Consider the following 17,395-nt stretch of genomic DNA (forward strand, 5'->3'; position numbering starts at 1 on the left):
TGTATAGGAAAGTAAATTAAGATTAGAGCTAATGAGGTGGAAAAATGGCGAATGTAATCTATACTCCTAACGATATTTTGGAGCAAGAATTTAAAACAAAAATGCGCGGCTACGATCCAATCGAAGTTGATGAATTTTTGGACAATGTAATTAAAGATTATGAAGCTTATAACAAAGAATTATTAACGTTGAGAGAAGAAAATGATCGGTTGAAAGCAAAAGTTGAACAACTGTCAAAAGCTCAGCCAGCACCTTCACGTGTAAAAGAAGCTGCGCCTAAGAGTTCAGCGGTAACAAACTTTGACATCTTGAAACGTTTATCGAATCTTGAAAGAGAAGTATTTGGTAAGAAGCTTGACCAACAAGCCTCTGCACAAACATCTTCGGACTTTGGTCAAAATTATACTCAAGATGAGAGCGACATTGAAAAAACTCGTCAATTTTAAATTTGAATGATGCAATTTTTGGGTGATCGCGGTTTGCTTTGCGCAGGCTGAGGAAAGTCCATGCTCGCACAGACTGAGATGTCTGTAGTGTTCGTGCTTAGCGAAACCATAAGCTAAGGTACTTCTTTTGAAGTAACGGCAGAAAAAAAGGCTAAGGAGGAATCTATGCCTGAGTATTCTTGAAAGTGCCACAGTGACGAAGCATTTTGAGAAATCAAAATGGTGGAACGCGGTAAACCCCTCGAGCGAGCAACCCAAACAATGGTAGGGGCGCTTTTTCTAAGGAAATGAACGATGAAAGAGACGGCATTTATGTCGGAGATAGATGATTACCACGACGATCACGCTTCCCTGAGTTGATCGCCGTACAAAACATGGCTTACAGAAAATTGCAGCAATTCAGGGTGTGCCTTCCAACTTTGTTGTGAAGGTTTTTTTATTGGAAAATTCAAGATTGCCCCTCATAGATAACAAAAACAATAAATGATAACTAAGAAGAGGTTCAAAGGAGATATTATGGAAAAACAATACAATTTGATTGCCACAGCTGCCGCTGGTATAGAGGCCCTAGTGGGCAAAGAATTAAGAGGACTTGGCATCGAGTGTCAAGTGGAAAATGGACGGGCACGATTTAAAGGAGACTTGGAGACAATCGCCACTGCTAATTTATGGTTACGAACAGCGGATCGTGTAAAAATTATTGTCGATGAATTTGATGCTTTTACTTTTGATGAATTATTTGAAAAAGTAAAGGCAATTCCGTGGGAAGACTATTTACCGCTGGATGCAGAATTCCCAGTTGCGGGACGCTCAATAAAATCGAAGCTGTACAGCGTCCCTGACTGCCAATCGATCACGAAAAAAGCTATCGTGGAGCGTTTGCGTGAGGTCTATCATCGTCCAGCTCGTGTACCATTACCTGAAACAGGGGCATTGTTCCAATTAGAGGTAGCTTTATTAAAGGATCATGTTGTCTTGACTTTAGATACTACTGGACCAAGTTTGTTTAAACGCGGCTATCGGTTAGAAAAGGGTGGCGCGCCACTGAAAGAAAATATGGCTGCAGCATTAGTGATGCTGACAAATTGGCGTAAAGATCGTCCTTTTTATGATCCTGTTTGTGGTTCTGGAACATTGTGTATCGAAGCTGCCTTGATTGGACACAATATCGCTCCTGGCTTCAATCGTGATTTTGCATGCGAGGCGTGGGATTGGTTTGATTCCTCTGTATTTGAAAAAGTACGGGCAGCGGCTGATAATGCTGCTGACTATGATATCGAATTGGATATTGCTGGATCAGATATCAATGGTCGCATGATCGAAATTGCTCGAGCAAATGCAGAAGAAATTGGTTTAGGGGATTCGATCCAATTTAAGCAACAGGCTGTCAAAGACTTTAAGACCGAAAAAGACTACGGTGTAATTGTAGCAAATCCACCATACGGCGAGCGTCTAGGAGAGGAAGAACAGGTACGTGAACTTTATCGAGAGATGGGAGATGTCTTTCGTCCGCTAAAAACCTGGAGCAAATATATTCTTACAAGTGATCTGGCCTTTGAAGAGTTCTATGGCGCTAAAGCAACCAAAAAAAGAAAATTATATAATGGGGCGTTACGAACAGATCTATTTCAATATTGGGGCGAACGTCCACCCAGAAAGCCGAGATTAGATGCAGAAGAATAAAGTAGAAGAAATTCGCCATTATTCGATAGAAAAACTTGGGGGCGACCATAGCGGACATGATTTTTATCATGTGGAGCGCGTGGCCAAAATAGCAAATCAACTGGCTGAACAAGAAGGTATATCTGATACTTTGATTATTGAAGCAGCGAGCTATCTTCATGATATTATCGATGATAAAGTCGTCGCTGACGTTGAGTTGGAAAAAAGGAACCTTAAAAAGTTTTTAAAAGAACTTGATTTCTCTACAAAAGAGATTCAAGAAATTTTTGAAATCATTGAAAATATGTCTTTCTCGAAGGAGATCGAAGAAGGAAAAGCTGATTTGACTGTAGCCGGACAGATCGTTCAGGACGCGGATCGTATTGATGCCTTAGGAGCGATCGGTATTTTACGAACGGCTTATTATGGGGGGCATACTGATAGCCCATTATATGATCCGGCTATATTACCGCAAGAGTTCAAGAGTAAACAGGAGTATCGTAAAAAAAGTACGGTAATTAATCATTTTTATGAGAAGCTTTTCAAATTACCAGAAACGATGAATACAAAAGCTGGAAAATTAGAAGCAGAACGAAGAAAAAAATTTATGGAAAATTTTTTAGAAGTTTTTTATACCGAGTGGAATTTATCATAAAAGTAAAGGGAGAATCTTCAGAAAAAAGTAAAAAAATCCTTGAGACAAGACATATTATTTCCAGTGTTCTTCTTTTTCTCCTATAATGTTTCTTGGTTAGGAGGAACTCTGAATGCTACATCGTGAATTCTTGAGTCCCGAAGAAGTTTTAGAAAAAATGCCAAAATTGTCTGAAGGATTATTCGCTATTCGTTGCAAGCTTAAGAATAAGACCTACCAGGTAATTTTATATAAATACCAAGAGGATTATTTCTTAGTAGAAAATCCAGCATTGATTAGTCTTTTACTTGAAAAAGAACGAAGCTTTTTTGGAACACCCGAACAACTTTTGAATGAAATCGAAATGTCGTTTGAGGATAATAATTATCAACCAGCATCAAAAGAGTGGGTCAACTTAGACTTGAATACCTTGAAGTTACTAGAGAATGTCGAAATCAAATTCTTTGATTTGGAAGAATAACAGGAGTCCCTGTTATTCTTTTTTTCTAAACTGACGGAAAAGGTAGTAAACATTGATGACCGTAAGAATTGCACCGAGAGCGAATGGGACGATTAAGCGACCTTGACTGTATCCAAAGTTCTTTTGAAAACTTTCTGCTGAAGTAAGTGAGATCACAGTTTGACTGTAGTTGTAAACTTGATAACTAAAAGTTGTCAAAAAAACTGAAATCAATGTCAAGGCAAACCGTCGATACTCATTACTTTTCATCCGTTTTAAAAAATAGAAAATCATATAGGCAACCATCAGGGCTGCGGGAACGCCAAACGCAAAAAGCGGATTAAGCATATAAAAAAACCTCCTTGAAAATTCATGATAAATCAGAGCTGATTCCATTTTACCACAACACAAAAAAAAGCATTGCTGATTCGAATAATCGGCAGGTCCTTTATAAGATGAGGGAGTTTTATGAACAGTTATATTTTTCCTATTAAAGCAGCAGTGATAACTTTCCCCTTTTTGGCAATGATTATTACTGCACCATTTTTAATTTATTACTATCGCAAATATGGACAATTAGGTAAATTGAGAAGTCTGATTCTTTATTCCTTTGTCTTCTATTTACTATCTGCTTATTATTTGGTCATTTTGCCTCTTCCGAGCATTGATGCAGTAGCACAGATGACCGGTCCGAGATACGAGCTTCATCTTTTTCAATCTTGGCACAACTTCATGAATCAAACAGTACTGCAATTGAATAATCCAAGCACGTATTTGCAAGCGATGAAACAAAGTGTGTTTCTTGAACCGGTCTTTAATATTTTCCTGTTGTTTCCATTTGGTGTGTACTGTCGGTATTATTTCAAATTTTCACTTTGGAAGACGATTTTGGCTAGTTTTTGTTTGTCCTTATTTTTCGAATTGACTCAATTGAGTGGATTATACTTTATTTATCCACGCCCGTATCGTCTATTTGATGTCAATGACTTATTTCACAACACATTAGGTGGAACCTTCGGCTTCGCCTGTGCGCCACTCTTTACTTTCTTTCTACCAACAAGGAACGAGCTTGATTCAGAATCGTATATTAAAGGACAGCAAGTTTCTCTGTTGCGGCGCTTTGTCGCAATGGTGATTGACTGGATGGTTATTGGTTTTTTCAGTAGTCTTGTTGGTCTTATTGGAACCAATCTACCTAGTAACATAAAAGTATTATTAAGTTATCCATTTGTCAGCTTCACTTTGGAAGTTGTGTTATACTTCATGCTGGTTATGTATTTTTGGAATGGGCAAACCATTGGAAAAAAAGTGGTTCGTATCAAAGTGGTAGAAAAGAACAGAGAGCATATTCGGTTTTGGAGTTTAGTGAAGCGGTATAGCGCCTTTTATCTTTTCCTTAATGGACTTCTGCAGATTTTTAATTTTACGATGAACCATCTATCAATAGCCGATCACTCGATATTTATTGCTTATGTTACATTTGGCTTTATGAGTTTAGGAATTTTGCTTTTATTTCTTTTCAACTTATTGTATGCTCTCATAAGAAGAAAAAACCGCCTATTCCATGATAAAGCGAGTCACACGTATACGATTAGTACGTTAAAGAAAGAGGTATAACATGCGAACTTTTGAATCATTCAATTTCCAGCCGTTTATTCTTGAAGCTATTAAGGATAAAGGGTTTACTGAACCAACGGCGGTTCAAGAAAAATTAATTCCTTTAGTCAAAAAAGGAAAAAATGTTGTTGGACAATCTCAAACTGGATCAGGAAAAACACATACATTTTTATTGCCTTTGATGGATAAGATTGATCCTGAAAAAGATGAGGTACAAATTGTTATTACGGCTCCAAGTCGTGAATTGGCAACACAAATTTATCAGGCAGCGATTCAAATCGCCCAATTTTCATCAACTGAAATTCGCGTGACTAATTTTGTTGGCGGCACTGATAAACAACGCCAAATAGAAAAGCTATCCACTCATCAGCCTCATGTAGCTATTGGAACACCCGGTCGAATTTTAGACATGATGAACGAACAGGCATTAAAGGTTCATACAGCAGAATATTTTGTTGTTGACGAAGCAGATATGACTCTGGATATGGGCTTTTTAGCTGAAGTAGATCAAATCGCTGGTCGGTTACCGAAACATCTTCAAATGCTAGTTTTTTCTGCAACGATTCCTGAGAAGTTACGTCCATTTCTTTTGAAATATATGGAAAATCCAGTGATTGAAGAAATCAAGTCTAAAGCTGTGATTTCTGATACGATTGAAAACTGGTTGATTTCAACAAAAGGGCAAGATAAAAATCGTCTGATCTATCAGTTATTAACCATTGGGCACCCTTATTTGGCCATTGTATTCGCGAATACAAAACAGCATGTCGATGAAATCAGCGAGTATTTGAAATCTCAAGGATTAAAAGTAGCGAAGATTCACGGGGATATTTCACCACGAGAACGTAAGCGGGTAATGCGTCAAGTACAAAACTTAGACTTCCAATATGTTGTGGCAACCGATTTAGCGGCACGGGGAATCGATATTGAAGGGGTGTCACATGTTATCAATGCTGAAATCCCTCAAGATTTAGATTTCTTTATTCACCGTGTTGGAAGAACGGGTCGAAATGGACTTTCAGGCACAGCGATTACCTTGTATGGCCCAAGTGATGAAAACGACGTTAGTCTGATAGAAAATACTGGTGTTACTTTCCAACCAAAAGAAATAAAAAATGGAGAAATCGTCGATACCTACGACCGCAATCGACGAAAGAAACGTGAGAAATCAAAGGATGAGCTAGACCCAACATTAATCGGTTTAGTAAAAAAATCCAAGAAAAAAATCAAACCTGGATACAAAAAGAAAATTGATCGAGCAATTTCAGAATCAAACAAACAAAAACGTCGGCAAGCACGCCGGCAGGAAGAGCGCAGTGTACGGAAAAATAAAAAGCGCTCGAATTCTTAACAAAAAGGGCGACGTCCGCTAATCCGTGGACAGTCGCTCTTTTTGCATTTTGATACATGGAATCCCATCTTCTTCAAAAACGTCAGAAACAACTTGGTAACCTTGTTGTTCGTAAAATTTTTGTGCGCTAATCTCCGCAGAGAGAACGGAATAACAACATCCTTCCTTACTAGCTTGCTTTTCAATATATTGCAGCAATTCAGCACCCAACCCGTGACCTCGATAATCCGGGTGGACACATAAGCGATCAGGATTCAAAGTGACAGAATCCAATTTTTGGTAACGAACGGTTGCCACTGGTAGCTGTTCATCAAAGAAAACAAGATATTGTCGATCTGCTGTATCCAATTGATCGAATTCCAATTCTGGTAAAATATTTTGTTCTAAAACAAAAACTTGATAGCGCAAATAAAAAGCAGCAGCCTGAAGTTCTGGTGTTGCGCCAAAATATTTTTTCATCTTAATCCTCATTTCATTATGATAATGGTATAATTTTAGCATATGATGTTGGAGGAGGCAGAAAGAATTATGAACTTACTCGATCAACTAGACTGGTCCTATTGGAAACGATTGAATCCGAAAGAAAAACGCACCTTACTAAGCCAGTTATTACTTCATTTTGTTAACCCGCTGATGAAGATTTCAGATATTGAATTAAAAGATTTTGATTTATACGGGATTAAGTGTCAAACGTTCCAATTGTTAATTGATGAAGAGGAATTTGTTTTTATTCCTGGAAATAAAGATGCCATTTTAGGCTGGAATTTGGGCACTAAGGGCTTGTCTCTATTAGAAACTGCACCAAACTCTCAGGAAATCACGATTCCTGAAGAGTTGCGTGGACAGTACAATTTTTTTGACGTGGATTCTTTGGGGGAACTAATCAATGATAAAACCACAAGTCTGCGAAAAGTTAAAATTCCACCAATGTTCGTCCAACGACACGCGTTACCTGCTGGAACTAATTACTTAGGAATCTACGATGCTGTAACAGGAAGTTTTTCTGGTGAGGCCGATCAATTTTCTATGTATGAGGAAGAAATCAAAGAGGTACTTTCTCCGAATTTAACACCAGAAGAGAGCATGACGTGGTCTTTCCCTAGAAATGTCTTGAAAGAAGACCGTTGGTATATTGAAATGGTGCCCCATTCAGACAGTTATTTTGTTTTTAGTCATGAGCAACATACCTATAGCAGCTTGAGGAAAAAAGTTCGGAAGAAGAATTTTGATCTTTTGACGGAGGATCAGTGGGAGTATGTCAACGGGGCGGGCAGCCGCCGTCTATTCCGCTGGGGAAATGATTTGAATGTGAAGGACCCTTACCGAGGAAAAAAGGTTCGCAAGATGATGGAACGGGAGAATATGTTTGGCCTGTATTTCGATACTTCCATGGAACGTTTTGAGATCACGGAAGATCCAGGTGTTTTAAAATTGACGAATAAGAAAAACAATGTGGGCATTCCAATTGTTGATTTTCTTCCTTTGTCGAGCTATTTTAGCAACAATACGACGATGCTCCATGAAAAAGTTTTATCGCCGAGTGATTATTTGTATCGTAAAGCGATTTTAATCAAGATCTAGTTTGACTTTTGGCAAACTTTTTCCTATACTCATAAAAGGATATGGTTTGTTCCTTACGCCTCCACAGAAAGTGCACGATTGCTGAAAGCTGCACGTGGCGAAGAATAAATTGCTCCCACAATTATTTGATTGAAAAATCAACGCTGCTCAGCGTTAACGAGCTGAAGAGGTAATGATCAAACTATCATTGCAATCAAGGTGGTACCGCGAGTTTTCGTCCTTGACTGCAGTGGTAGTTTTTATTTTTTTAGAAAAGAGGAGAATAGATGAAAAAATTATCAAGCGCTGAAGTGCGCCAAATGTTTTTAGATTTCTTTAAAACCAAAGAGCACATGATTGAACCAAGTGCTTCATTAGTTCCCGTAAATGATCCAACATTATTGTGGATCAATTCAGGTGTTGCCACCATGAAGAAATATTTTGATGGAAGTGTCGTTCCTGAAAATCCACGCATCGCGAATGCACAAAAATCCATTCGCACAAACGATATCGAAAATGTCGGGAAAACTGCCCGTCACCATACGATGTTTGAAATGCTTGGAAACTTTTCTATTGGCGACTATTTTAAAGAAGAAGCGATCGAATGGGCATGGGAATTCTTGACTTCGCCAGATTGGATCGGGTTTGATCCGGATAAATTGTATGTCACAGTTTATCCAGAGGACAAGGAAGCAAAACGTATTTGGTTAGAGGAAGTTGGTATTCCAGCAGATCATGTTGTTGAGATCGAAGACAACTTCTGGGATCTAGGCGCTGGTCCGAGCGGTCCTGATTCAGAGATTTTCTACGACCGCGGAGAATCATTCAATGACTTAGCTGAAGATGATCCAGAAAACTATCCAGGCGGAGAAAATGAACGCTATCTAGAAATCTGGAATTTGGTCTTTTCAGAATTTAACCATACGCCACAAGGAACGTACGAACCATTGCCTCATCAAAACATTGATACGGGTATGGGACTTGAACGAATGGTTTCGATCATCCAAGATGCACCAACTAACTTTGAAACAGACCTGTTCTTACCGATTATCGGTAAAGTTGAAGAATTAAGTGGTAAAAAATATGGAACAGATAAATTATTAGATATTTCCTTTAAAGTTATCGCTGACCACATTCGCTCTTTAGCATTCGCAATTGGCGATGGTGCGCTTCCATCAAATGAAGGACGCGGTTATGTCCTACGTCGTTTATTACGTCGGGCAGTCATGCATGGAAAAAAACTTGGGATCGACCAAGCCTTTTTGTATAAATTAGTTCCTGTTGTCGGTGAAATTATGGTGAGCTACTATCCAGAAGTGAAACAGCAAGAAGCGTTTATTGAAAAAGTTGTTCGTACTGAGGAAGAACGTTTCCATGAAACAATCAACGATGGCTTGACCATGTTAAATGATGTTTTAGCGGATCTGAAGGACAAAAACGAGACAACGCTTGATGGAAAAGTCATCTTTAAGCTTTATGATACATTCGGCTTCCCTGTGGAGTTAACGGAAGAGGTTGCTGAAGATGAAGGCTTAAAAGTTGATCATGAAGGCTTCGAAGTAGAGATGCAGGCTCAAAAAGAACGTGCTCGTGCAGCTCGTACGACAGAAAAATCCATGGGTATTCAAACAGCGCTATTAGGTGATATCAAAGTTGACAGCAAGTTTGTCGGGTATGATCATTTAGAAATTGAAAGTGAATTACTTGTTATCCTACAAGACAATGCGATGGTCTCCACAGTGAAGGAAGGAGAAGCCAAAGTCATTTTTGCTGAGACACCTTTTTACGCTGAGATGGGTGGACAGATTGCGGATAAAGGAATCCTTGTTGACCAATCAGGCAAAATCATTGCCAATGTAACAGATGTGCAAAAAGCGCCAAATGGTCAGGCGTTGCACACTGTAGAAGTTCTTGAATCATTAAACGAAGGAGATAAATACTTCCTACAAGTAAATGCTGCTTTTCGTAATAAAGTGATAAAAAACCATACGGCGACGCACGTATTGCATAAAGCACTAAAAGAAGTTTTAGGCGATCATGCGAACCAAGCGGGTTCATTAGTAACGGATACCCACTTACGTTTTGACTTTACTCACTTTGGTCAGGTTACGGCAGTTGAACTGAAAGAAATGGAAAAAATCGTTAACCAAAAAATTTGGGAGGCTATTCCAGTCGTAACGATTGAAACAGATATCGATACTGCCAAGAATATGGGTGCGATGGCCCTGTTTGGCGAAAAATATGGTCACGATGTTCGTGTCGTAAATATTGGTGATTGGTCTATCGAATTATGTGGAGGAACGCATGTGGTGAACACTGAAGACATCGGCCTATTCAAGATCGTTTCTGAATCAGGCATTGGTGCCGGTGTTCGTCGGATCGAAGCGTTAACAGGTAAAGAAGCCTATGAAGCCTTCCGAGATGAAGAAGAACAATTAATGCAGGTTGCACAAATCGTGAAATCACCACAAATCAAAGAAGTAGTCACCAAAACAGAACAGCTACAACAGCAAGTAAAAGAATTACAAAAAGAAAATGAAAAACTAGCGACAAAATTGGCGAACCAACAGGCCGGAGATGTCTTCAAAGACGTGAAGGAAATCAATGGAACCACTGTGATTACAGCACAAGTTAACGTCAAAGACATGAATCAGCTGCGGCAATTAGCGGATCAATGGAAACAAAAAGCCTTATCCGACGTCTTAGTTCTTGGAACAATTCAAGGAGAAAAGGTGAATTTGTTAGCGGCTATGAGTCCGACAGCGAATGAAAAAGGGCTGAAGGCTGGCGACTTGATCAAAGCAATCGCACCAAAAGTTGGCGGTGGCGGTGGCGGTCGTCCAGACATGGCACAAGCAGGCGGTAAGAATCCAGCTGGATTATCTGATGCACTAGCAGAAGTAGCGAACTGGTTGGCATAATTGCCGACGGCTAAAGACAGCATCTTAGTGATGTTGTCTTTTTTTATGAGAAAATGACTATTCTGTAGCGTGTTTCTTTTATTACTACTGTGATTTGGGTATAATTCAAATGAGAGAATTTTTTTATTGAAAAGAGGGGACCACTTGGGAATTATTGAGCAAATTATTTTTTTAATTTTTATTGCCAATGCTGTGGGTGCGATTATTACCGTTTTTCGTAAACCGCGGAATATTACAACGATCTGGGCCTGGCTATTGACCTTGATTTTTTTACCTGTGATCGGATTTTTAATTTATGCTTTTTGTGGACGGGGAATCGATGGCGAGACTATGTATCGGTTTGAACAAGAGGATGAAAAGCGCGTAAAGGAAATCAATGAGATCATTCAAGAAGACAATCGTCATGTGGATTACAATGAACCGGATCAGTTGTATCCGGCAGCGAAATCTTTAGTAAAGTATTTCCAAAATTTGGACGAATCGCCTTTAGCTGTTCGCAATGAGCTGGAGTTCTTTTTAGATGGGACAGCGAAGTTTGAACGTTTATTTGAAGATTTACGAGCTGCTCAAAGTACGATTCATGTAGAGTACTATGCATTCTTCAATGACCGAATCGGTAATCGTTTTTTGCGTATTTTAGAGGAGAAGGCGGCAGAAGGTGTCCAAGTCAAAATGATCTATGATCCTTGGGGCTCTCCAAAAACCAACAAAAAGTTTTTTGAAAAGCTTATCAAAAACGGTGGTAAAGTCACTCCGTTTATCACATCAAAGAACATTTTAGCAAAAACCCGCTTAAATTATCATTTACATCGAAAAATCGTTGTCATTGACGGACAGATCAGCTGGACCGGTGGATTTAATGTAGGGGATCAGTACCTAGGAGAATCGAAACGCTTTGGCAGATGGCGAGATACTCATGGCAGAATTGAAGGAACGGCAAGTTTTACCCTTCAAGAAATCTTTATTCGTGACTGGAATGCTTCCGTTTCTAGTAAAACGGAGCGCATGAGCTATTTACCTGAATATTTTGTTTTGCCACAGAAAAAGATTGAAAAGGGTGTCCCTATGCAAATCGTGGCAGATGGTCCAGATTCCAGCGAACAGATCATCAAAGATGGGTTTGTCCGCTTGATTTTAGCAGCAGAGAAGAGTGTTTGGATTCAAAGTCCATATCTTGTCCCCGATGAAACAATGATATCAGCTATTTTGATTGCTGTTCGCTCTGGTATTGATGTCCGGATTATGATTCCCAATATGCCAGACCATCCTTTTATTTATCGAGCAACACAGTATTATGCTAACTATTTACATCAACGCGGAGTCAAGATTTACCATTATGCTGATGGCTTTATTCATTCAAAAACAATCGTGGTCGACGATGAATTAGCCACCTTCGGTTCAACGAATCAAGACATTCGCAGTTACGAACTGAACTTTGAAGTCAGCAGCTTTATCTATGATCCAGAGATTGCCCAGCTGTTCCGTACGATCTTTGAAGAAGACATGAAGGAATGTATCGAATTAACAGATGAGATGATCGCGAGTCAGTCCCATTGGCTGAACTTCAAACAACGCTTTTCTCGTTTGCTTTCACCAGTTTTATAATTCTTTTCGTAAACCTTGGCGGGCAAGATTGTCCGCCCCTTTATTTTTTGCTTCAGGAATCCATTGAAGCACCAATAGTGGAAATTGCGGAGCAATTTCATTAAACTCTGATAAATATGGCAGGAAGAGCTTGTTTTTTGTCTGTCCTTGGTCTAAAATTTTTATTGCAGTTTTACTATCGGAATAAAGCAAAACCGATTGATCATTTAACTTGTGATCGATCAGATAATGTAGCGCATAGAGAATGACAGCTAGTTCAGCCTGATGATTATTTGTTTCAGGTAATGAAAATGCTAGCTGCTGTTGCTTTTCAGAAATAATTAAAACACCGCCGCCGCTTTTTTCTAGATTCGTGGCAGCATCGGTATAAACTTTTAACATAAGGATCATCCTTTTTTTAGAGTAGGAGTATATGAATGGAGAAAAAACGCTATTTTTGGCAACCGGAACTATCGATCAGTATCATCTATTGGTCGGTGACCTTTATCATTCTTTTTTATGGTTTAATCTTGACTTTAGAAAAGACACATCCCTACTTGCAGGGAAATATCGTTATTGGTATCGCCGTCTTGAGTGGTGTGGTTGGTCTCCATCGCTATTTAGTTTTAGAAGAGACGGGAATAAAGGTAAGGTACTCTAGACTTTGGAGACGAGAAACACTTCTTAAAGAGCACATTGATTATTTAGCCCTTTGTAAAGATGGAATCATTATTCAACGGAAGGGACTAAGTGGAGCAACGTTTCATTTTGCAATGAGAAAAAAAAGAAGAGCCGCTTTTTTGAAAGATTTTGCTGCATTTTATCCTGAAATTGACATCAAAGAAAACGAAAAGATCAGTCATGACTGATCTTTTCGTTTATTTCTTTTTTACATGAGCCGCTTGCATCCCGCGAGCGCCTTCTACAATTACAAACGTTACTTCGTCACCAGGGTCCAAACTTTTGAATCCATCTTCCTCAATAGCGGTGAAATGCACAAAAACTTCTTGATTTTCTTCATAGGTAATAAAGCCATACCCCTTTTTTTCATCAAACCATTTAACAATGCCATTATTCATTACACAACACCCCTTTGCAATTGCTGGTTTTATTATACGTGATGGGAACAAAAATTGCGAATCAATAAGATTACCGAATCTAAGTGATGTTTTTCTCAGGATAATTCGTTATAATAAGAAGGAACGAATAAAAAAGTGTATTTTTCTGAATAACGTTCGGGAAAGGGAGTTTTTATGAAAACGGATATTGAAATATCTCAAGCGACGACTTTAGCGCCTATTACGGAGGTCGCAGAAAAAATCAACTTATCATTTGATGATCTGGAATTACACGGCAAGTATAAAGCAAAAATTGAATTTGATGCTTTAGAACGGATGAAAAAAAATCCAGAAGGAAAATTGATTCTTGTAACGTCTATTAATCCAACTCCGGCAGGCGAAGGCAAATCAACTGTGACTATCGGTTTAGGGGATGCACTAAATAAAATCGGAAAGAAAACAGTGATTGCCCTACGTGAGCCTTCATTAGGGCCCGTTATGGGAATCAAGGGAGGCGCAACTGGCGGCGGCTATGCGCAAGTGTTGCCGATGGAAGACATCAATCTCCATTTTACAGGAGACATGCACGCGATCACGACAGCTAATAATGCATTATCGGCGTTGCTTGATAACCACATTCATCAAGGAAATGATTTGAACATTGATGCACGTCGAGTGATCTGGAAACGTGTCGTTGATCTAAATGATCGTGAACTTCGTCATATTACTGTAGGTTTAGGTGGACCAATCAACGGGGTCCCTCGTGAAGATGGTTTTGATATCACCGTAGCAAGTGAAATTATGGCCATTTTATGTCTTGCAACAGATATCGAAGACCTTAAACGTCGCCTATCCAATATCGTAGTTGCCTACACGTTTGATCGTGAGCCGGTGACAGTGGGTGACCTGAAGGTAGAAGGAGCGTTGGCATTGGTACTTAAAGACGCGATTAAACCAAACTTGGTTCAAACAATCTATCAAACACCAGCTTTTGTACATGGTGGCCCCTTCGCTAATATTGCTCACGGCTGCAACAGTATTTTAGCTACAAGAGCTGCTTTACATTGTGGAGAATATGTGGTGACAGAAGCAGGCTTCGGCGCTGATCTTGGTGGTGAAAAGTTCTTAGATATCAAAGTGCCGAGCTTAGGAAAAGCACCAGATGCCGTAGTCATCGTTGCAACTATTCGTGCCTTGAAAATGCACGGAGGCGTTGCAAAAACCGATTTAAGTGCTGAAAATCTTGATGCCTTAAAAGACGGGTTTAGCAATCTTGCCAAGCACATTCGCAATATGCGTAAATACGGCTTACCAGTTGTTGTGGCAATCAATGAATTTGTTAGTGATACAGAAAAGGAAATCACACTGTTGAAAGAACTTTGTGAGCAGGAAGATGTTAAAGTTGAATTGGCTAGTGTTTGGGAAAAAGGACCGGATGGCGGGATTGATTTGGCCAAAACGTTAGTCGATACAATTGCCAACGAAGAAAATGACTTTCATTCAATCTTCAGCAGAGAACACGATGACCTAACAGAAAAAGTTGAGACAATCGTCCGTGAAATTTATGGTGGAAATGAAGTTATCTATAGTAAAAAGGCACAACAACAATTAGCAACCTTTAAAAAATATGGGTGGGATCGTTTGCCTGTTTGCATGGCAAAAACTCAATATTCTTTATCAGATGATCCAAGCAAATTGGGTGCACCGATTGATTTCGATGTGACGATTCGTGAGTTCGTACCAAAAATTGGAGCCGGTTTTGTAGTCGCTTTAACCGGAGACGTGATGACTATGCCTGGATTGCCGAAAAAACCAGCGGCTCTAAATATGAATGTCGATGAAAAAGGCAATGCAATCGGCCTGTTTTAACGATACAAAAGACTGAATCATACAACGATTCAGTCTTTTTTTTCTTGGAAATCTTTTGTCTTTAAGAAATGAAGGAAGGTATTGGCTGCTTGATTAAGTCGAATACCTTTTTTCTCCGCCAAATAGACCGGTCTCACAAGTGGAACTGTAAATCTTAAGACACTAATATCAAAATGAGCCATTAACTCATTGTAGGGAAGGATCGCAGCACCAAACCCAACCGATACGAGACCAGCCTGCGATTGATCTTCTTCAACGTGGCAAGCTGTAACAAGTGGGATTTTTTGTTGACGAAATAAGTTCTCAATATAAAAAGTCTTGTCTCTCGTTAAAACCATAGGGACATTCGCCAATTCAGCAAAATCGATACACTCTTTTTGTGCTAGTAGGTGGTCATTTGCGACAATCGCTACCAGCTCTTGGTCAAAAAGATGGGTAAATGCTATCTCTGGTTGATCCTTTAAATAGGAACAAAGAGCATGATCACAAATTTCGTTATGTAGAAAACGAATCAGACGTGGGGTATTTCCTTGCCAGAATCTAAATTGGAACTGCTGATTGGCCTCGATATTTCGGAATGTTTGTAAAATATTCGGGACAATCTCTGGACCTATAGAAAAAATAAATCCTAAATCAATGGTTCCATGTAAAGGGTCAACAAAGTCTAGAATTTCATTCATGCCTTTGTCTAAGGTTTCTAGAGATTGCTTCACTCGCGGATAGTACATTCTTCCTGCTTTTGAAAGCCTGACATTTCTTCCCACAGGTTCGAACAAGGGAACGGCAAGCTCTTCTTCCAAGCGATGAATAATTCGGCTTAAGGAGGGTTGAGCGATTCCAAATTCCTCCGATACTTGACCGTAATGCTCGACTTCTGCTAAGCGGCAGAATATTTCTAAGTGATGAGTATTCATGCACTGCCTCCAACTGTTTCTATATTTACTGTAATCATACCACTTTTGTTATGAATATTTAGAATGAAAGCGATTGTTTCTGATTGTTTTTCTTCCTATAGTAATAGTAACAAAAGTCGAAAGGAGTATAAAATGAAAAAAGTATGTATCGCCATTATCGGAGCAGGATTCGCTGGAAACTTTCATACCAATTCTTATTCAAAGGTTAGCGGGGTAGACTTAAAAATTAAATATATTTATGATAATGACCGTGCAAAAGCGCAAGAACTTTGCGATAAATGGCCTATCATTGAACAAGTAGCAGACACGTATGAGGAAATACTTGCTGATCCAGAAGTGGAAGCAATTGATATCATCACACCGCCAGTTACACACGTAGCACTTGCGTATCAGGCTGTAGCAGCGAACAAACATGTCATCTGTGAAAAGCCGTTAACAGGCTATTTTGGCGAAGAGGGCGATGAGAAACCGATTGGACTAAAAGTACCTAAAGAAAAAATGTATCAAAGTGTGCTAAAGGAAATCGAAGAATTTAAAACGAAATTTGAGGCATCCGATCGTTTATTCATGTATGCTGAAAACTATGTATATTCACCAAATATCTTACATTCTGCTAAGATCCTTGAGGAGAAAAAAAGCAGAATTATGTATATGAAGGGGGAAGAAAGCATTCGCTCTTCTACATCCCCTGCCTCTGCATACTGGAAGTTAGCCGGCGGTGGTTCATTGATCCGATTAGGCAGCCATCCAATTGGCGGCATGCTGTTTCTTAAGCAGGTGGAAGCGAAAGCCCATGGAGAGGAAATTAAAATCCAAAGCGTAACTGCAGAAACTGCACGCTTAGCGCCAAATCTGAATCCCCATGATAAACGTTACTTTCCGGCAAATTCTGTCGATACTGAAGATTTCGCAAGTGTGGTCATTACCTTTAGTGATGGAACAAAAGCGATCTCTATCTCAAATGATAACACCTTGGGCGGCGTGAAAAACTACGTAGAAGTTTACACAAACGATAGTGCTTTAATCAACAACATTACACCTGCGGACAATCTATCCACTTACTTCTTAGATGAAGATGGCTTAGAGGATGTTTATATTTCAGAAATGTTGACTGAAAAAAAGGGCTGGAATAAAGTCTTTGTTGCTGAAGAGGTATTACGAGGATACTTAAATCAGTTCCAAGATTTTGTTGAAGCGATCGCCTATAATCGTCAGCCTTTATCTGATTTAGACTTGGCTTACGATACAATCAAAGTGATCTATGCGGCTTATCAATCTGCCGAAGAAGGAAGAAGAATCGATTTTTAGAAAAATAATCA

17 protein-coding genes and 1 other RNA gene are annotated in these 17,395 nt (G+C 39.3%); 13 read left to right on the forward strand and 5 right to left on the reverse strand.

Features of this window, described 5'->3' with window-relative positions:
• Positions 1-44 precede the first annotated feature (44 nt).
• The 5 genes from gpsB (at position 45) to IGI50_RS07825 (ending at position 3,223) form a co-directional block, all read left to right on the forward strand.
• Positions 45-446 carry a cell division regulator GpsB gene (gene gpsB / locus IGI50_RS07805; protein ID WP_010744800.1) on the forward strand — a complete coding sequence of 134 codons (402 nt, stop codon included), beginning with the start codon at positions 45-47 and terminating at the stop codon, positions 444-446.
• Between the two features lie 14 nt (positions 447-460).
• Positions 461-833: RNase P RNA component class B (gene rnpB / locus IGI50_RS07810), an RNA gene on the forward strand.
• 129 nt (positions 834-962) lie between these two features.
• Positions 963-2,129, forward strand: coding sequence for a THUMP domain-containing class I SAM-dependent RNA methyltransferase (locus IGI50_RS07815; RefSeq protein WP_010744801.1), 1,167 nt, complete (start codon positions 963-965; stop codon positions 2,127-2,129).
• Complete coding sequence (locus IGI50_RS07820; RefSeq protein ID WP_311854824.1) at positions 2,116-2,763, forward strand: HD domain-containing protein; 648 nt, start codon at positions 2,116-2,118, stop codon at positions 2,761-2,763. Before IGI50_RS07815 ends, IGI50_RS07820 begins: the two co-directional genes overlap by 14 nt.
• 112 nt (positions 2,764-2,875) lie before the next feature.
• Positions 2,876-3,223 carry a hypothetical protein gene (locus IGI50_RS07825; protein WP_311854825.1) on the forward strand — a complete coding sequence of 116 codons (348 nt, stop codon included), beginning with the start codon at positions 2,876-2,878 and terminating at the stop codon, positions 3,221-3,223.
• Between the two features lie 12 nt (positions 3,224-3,235).
• Here IGI50_RS07825 and IGI50_RS07830 read toward each other — a convergent pair whose 3' ends face one another.
• The gene (locus tag IGI50_RS07830; protein ID WP_218255455.1) at positions 3,236-3,550 is read right to left on the reverse strand and encodes a hypothetical protein; all 315 of its coding nucleotides are present in this window, start codon (positions 3,548-3,550) and stop codon (positions 3,236-3,238) included.
• Positions 3,551-3,670: 120 nt separating this feature from the next.
• Between IGI50_RS07830 and IGI50_RS07835 the strand changes: the two genes are divergently transcribed.
• Together IGI50_RS07835 and IGI50_RS07840 are read left to right on the forward strand one after the other, a co-directional pair.
• Positions 3,671-4,819, forward strand: a complete 1,149-nt coding sequence (locus IGI50_RS07835; protein ID WP_311854826.1) for a VanZ family protein — start codon at positions 3,671-3,673, stop codon at positions 4,817-4,819.
• Between the two features lies 1 nt (position 4,820).
• The gene (locus IGI50_RS07840; protein WP_438776651.1) at positions 4,821-6,170 is read left to right on the forward strand and encodes a DEAD/DEAH box helicase; all 1,350 of its coding nucleotides are present in this window, start codon (positions 4,821-4,823) and stop codon (positions 6,168-6,170) included.
• A gap of 18 nt (positions 6,171-6,188) precedes the next feature.
• Here IGI50_RS07840 and IGI50_RS07845 read toward each other — a convergent pair whose 3' ends face one another.
• Positions 6,189-6,629, reverse strand: a complete 441-nt coding sequence (locus tag IGI50_RS07845) for a GNAT family N-acetyltransferase (RefSeq protein WP_438776652.1) — start codon at positions 6,627-6,629, stop codon at positions 6,189-6,191.
• 69 nt (positions 6,630-6,698) lie between these two features.
• Between IGI50_RS07845 and IGI50_RS07850 the strand changes: the two genes are divergently transcribed.
• The 3 genes from IGI50_RS07850 to cls all read left to right on the forward strand — a co-directional run bounded on the left by IGI50_RS07850 (position 6,699) and on the right by cls (position 12,256).
• A complete protein-coding gene (locus tag IGI50_RS07850; RefSeq protein WP_010744808.1) occupies positions 6,699-7,751 on the forward strand; it encodes a DUF7278 family profilin-like fold-containing protein in 1,053 nt (350 codons plus the stop codon).
• A 266-nt stretch (positions 7,752-8,017) separates the two neighbouring features.
• Positions 8,018-10,651 carry an alanine--tRNA ligase gene (gene alaS, locus IGI50_RS07855; RefSeq protein WP_438776653.1) on the forward strand — a complete coding sequence of 878 codons (2,634 nt, stop codon included), beginning with the start codon at positions 8,018-8,020 and terminating at the stop codon, positions 10,649-10,651.
• Between the two features lie 144 nt (positions 10,652-10,795).
• Positions 10,796-12,256 (forward strand): cardiolipin synthase, encoded by a 1,461-nt coding sequence (gene cls / locus IGI50_RS07860; protein ID WP_438776654.1) that lies wholly within the window; start codon positions 10,796-10,798, stop codon positions 12,254-12,256.
• Here the strand turns inward: cls and IGI50_RS07865 are convergent.
• Positions 12,251-12,637, reverse strand: coding sequence for a ribonuclease HI family protein (locus IGI50_RS07865; protein ID WP_311854832.1), 387 nt, complete (start codon positions 12,635-12,637; stop codon positions 12,251-12,253). The genes cls and IGI50_RS07865 overlap by 6 nt on opposite strands.
• Positions 12,638-12,672: 35 nt before the next feature.
• Between IGI50_RS07865 and IGI50_RS07870 the strand changes: the two genes are divergently transcribed.
• Positions 12,673-13,104 (forward strand): EbsA family protein, encoded by a 432-nt coding sequence (locus IGI50_RS07870; RefSeq protein WP_311854833.1) that lies wholly within the window; start codon positions 12,673-12,675, stop codon positions 13,102-13,104.
• Between the two features lie 9 nt (positions 13,105-13,113).
• Here IGI50_RS07870 and IGI50_RS07875 read toward each other — a convergent pair whose 3' ends face one another.
• Positions 13,114-13,314 carry a cold-shock protein gene (locus IGI50_RS07875; RefSeq protein WP_010744813.1) on the reverse strand — a complete coding sequence of 67 codons (201 nt, stop codon included), beginning with the start codon at positions 13,312-13,314 and terminating at the stop codon, positions 13,114-13,116.
• A 174-nt stretch (positions 13,315-13,488) separates the two neighbouring features.
• Here IGI50_RS07875 and IGI50_RS07880 point away from each other — a divergent pair, with 174 nt between their 5' ends.
• Entirely contained in the window at positions 13,489-15,162 is a 1,674-nt protein-coding gene (locus tag IGI50_RS07880) for a formate--tetrahydrofolate ligase (RefSeq protein WP_010744814.1), read from the forward strand.
• A gap of 29 nt (positions 15,163-15,191) precedes the next feature.
• On the opposite strand, the gene IGI50_RS07885 is transcribed toward IGI50_RS07880, so the two are convergent.
• Positions 15,192-16,076 carry a LysR family transcriptional regulator gene (locus IGI50_RS07885; protein WP_438776655.1) on the reverse strand — a complete coding sequence of 295 codons (885 nt, stop codon included), beginning with the start codon at positions 16,074-16,076 and terminating at the stop codon, positions 15,192-15,194.
• A 132-nt stretch (positions 16,077-16,208) separates the two neighbouring features.
• On the opposite strand from IGI50_RS07885, the gene IGI50_RS07890 reads away from it, so the two are divergent.
• Entirely contained in the window at positions 16,209-17,384 is a 1,176-nt protein-coding gene (locus IGI50_RS07890; RefSeq protein WP_438776656.1) for a Gfo/Idh/MocA family protein, read from the forward strand.
• The last annotated feature ends 11 nt before the right edge of the window (positions 17,385-17,395 follow it).

The sequence above is a fragment of the Enterococcus sp. DIV0170 genome (assembly GCF_051710765.1).
Taxonomy (GTDB): Bacteria; Bacillota; Bacilli; order Lactobacillales; family Enterococcaceae; genus Enterococcus_A; species Enterococcus_A raffinosus.

What these genes read in the sequence shown, in the direction of transcription:
- IGI50_RS07875 (WP_010744813.1), bottom strand. Translation starts at nt 13,314, where the DNA reads ATGAATAATGGCATTGTTAAATGGTTTGATGAAAAAAAGGGGTATGGC.
- IGI50_RS07845 (WP_438776652.1), bottom strand. Translation starts at nt 6,629, where the DNA reads ATGAAAAAATATTTTGGCGCAACACCAGAACTTCAGGCTGCTGCTTTT.
- gpsB (WP_010744800.1), top strand. Translation starts at nt 45, where the DNA reads ATGGCGAATGTAATCTATACTCCTAACGATATTTTGGAGCAAGAATTT.
- IGI50_RS07835 (WP_311854826.1), top strand. Translation starts at nt 3,671, where the DNA reads ATGAACAGTTATATTTTTCCTATTAAAGCAGCAGTGATAACTTTCCCC.
- IGI50_RS07850 (WP_010744808.1), top strand. Translation starts at nt 6,699, where the DNA reads ATGAACTTACTCGATCAACTAGACTGGTCCTATTGGAAACGATTGAAT.
- IGI50_RS07885 (WP_438776655.1), bottom strand. Translation starts at nt 16,076, where the DNA reads ATGAATACTCATCACTTAGAAATATTCTGCCGCTTAGCAGAAGTCGAG.
- IGI50_RS07890 (WP_438776656.1), top strand. Translation starts at nt 16,209, where the DNA reads ATGAAAAAAGTATGTATCGCCATTATCGGAGCAGGATTCGCTGGAAAC.
- IGI50_RS07865 (WP_311854832.1), bottom strand. Translation starts at nt 12,637, where the DNA reads ATGTTAAAAGTTTATACCGATGCTGCCACGAATCTAGAAAAAAGCGGC.
- IGI50_RS07880 (WP_010744814.1), top strand. Translation starts at nt 13,489, where the DNA reads ATGAAAACGGATATTGAAATATCTCAAGCGACGACTTTAGCGCCTATT.
- IGI50_RS07830 (WP_218255455.1), bottom strand. Translation starts at nt 3,550, where the DNA reads ATGCTTAATCCGCTTTTTGCGTTTGGCGTTCCCGCAGCCCTGATGGTT.
- alaS (WP_438776653.1), top strand. Translation starts at nt 8,018, where the DNA reads ATGAAAAAATTATCAAGCGCTGAAGTGCGCCAAATGTTTTTAGATTTC.
- IGI50_RS07825 (WP_311854825.1), top strand. Translation starts at nt 2,876, where the DNA reads ATGCTACATCGTGAATTCTTGAGTCCCGAAGAAGTTTTAGAAAAAATG.
- IGI50_RS07870 (WP_311854833.1), top strand. Translation starts at nt 12,673, where the DNA reads ATGGAGAAAAAACGCTATTTTTGGCAACCGGAACTATCGATCAGTATC.
- IGI50_RS07820 (WP_311854824.1), top strand. Translation starts at nt 2,116, where the DNA reads ATGCAGAAGAATAAAGTAGAAGAAATTCGCCATTATTCGATAGAAAAA.
- IGI50_RS07815 (WP_010744801.1), top strand. Translation starts at nt 963, where the DNA reads ATGGAAAAACAATACAATTTGATTGCCACAGCTGCCGCTGGTATAGAG.
- IGI50_RS07840 (WP_438776651.1), top strand. Translation starts at nt 4,821, where the DNA reads ATGCGAACTTTTGAATCATTCAATTTCCAGCCGTTTATTCTTGAAGCT.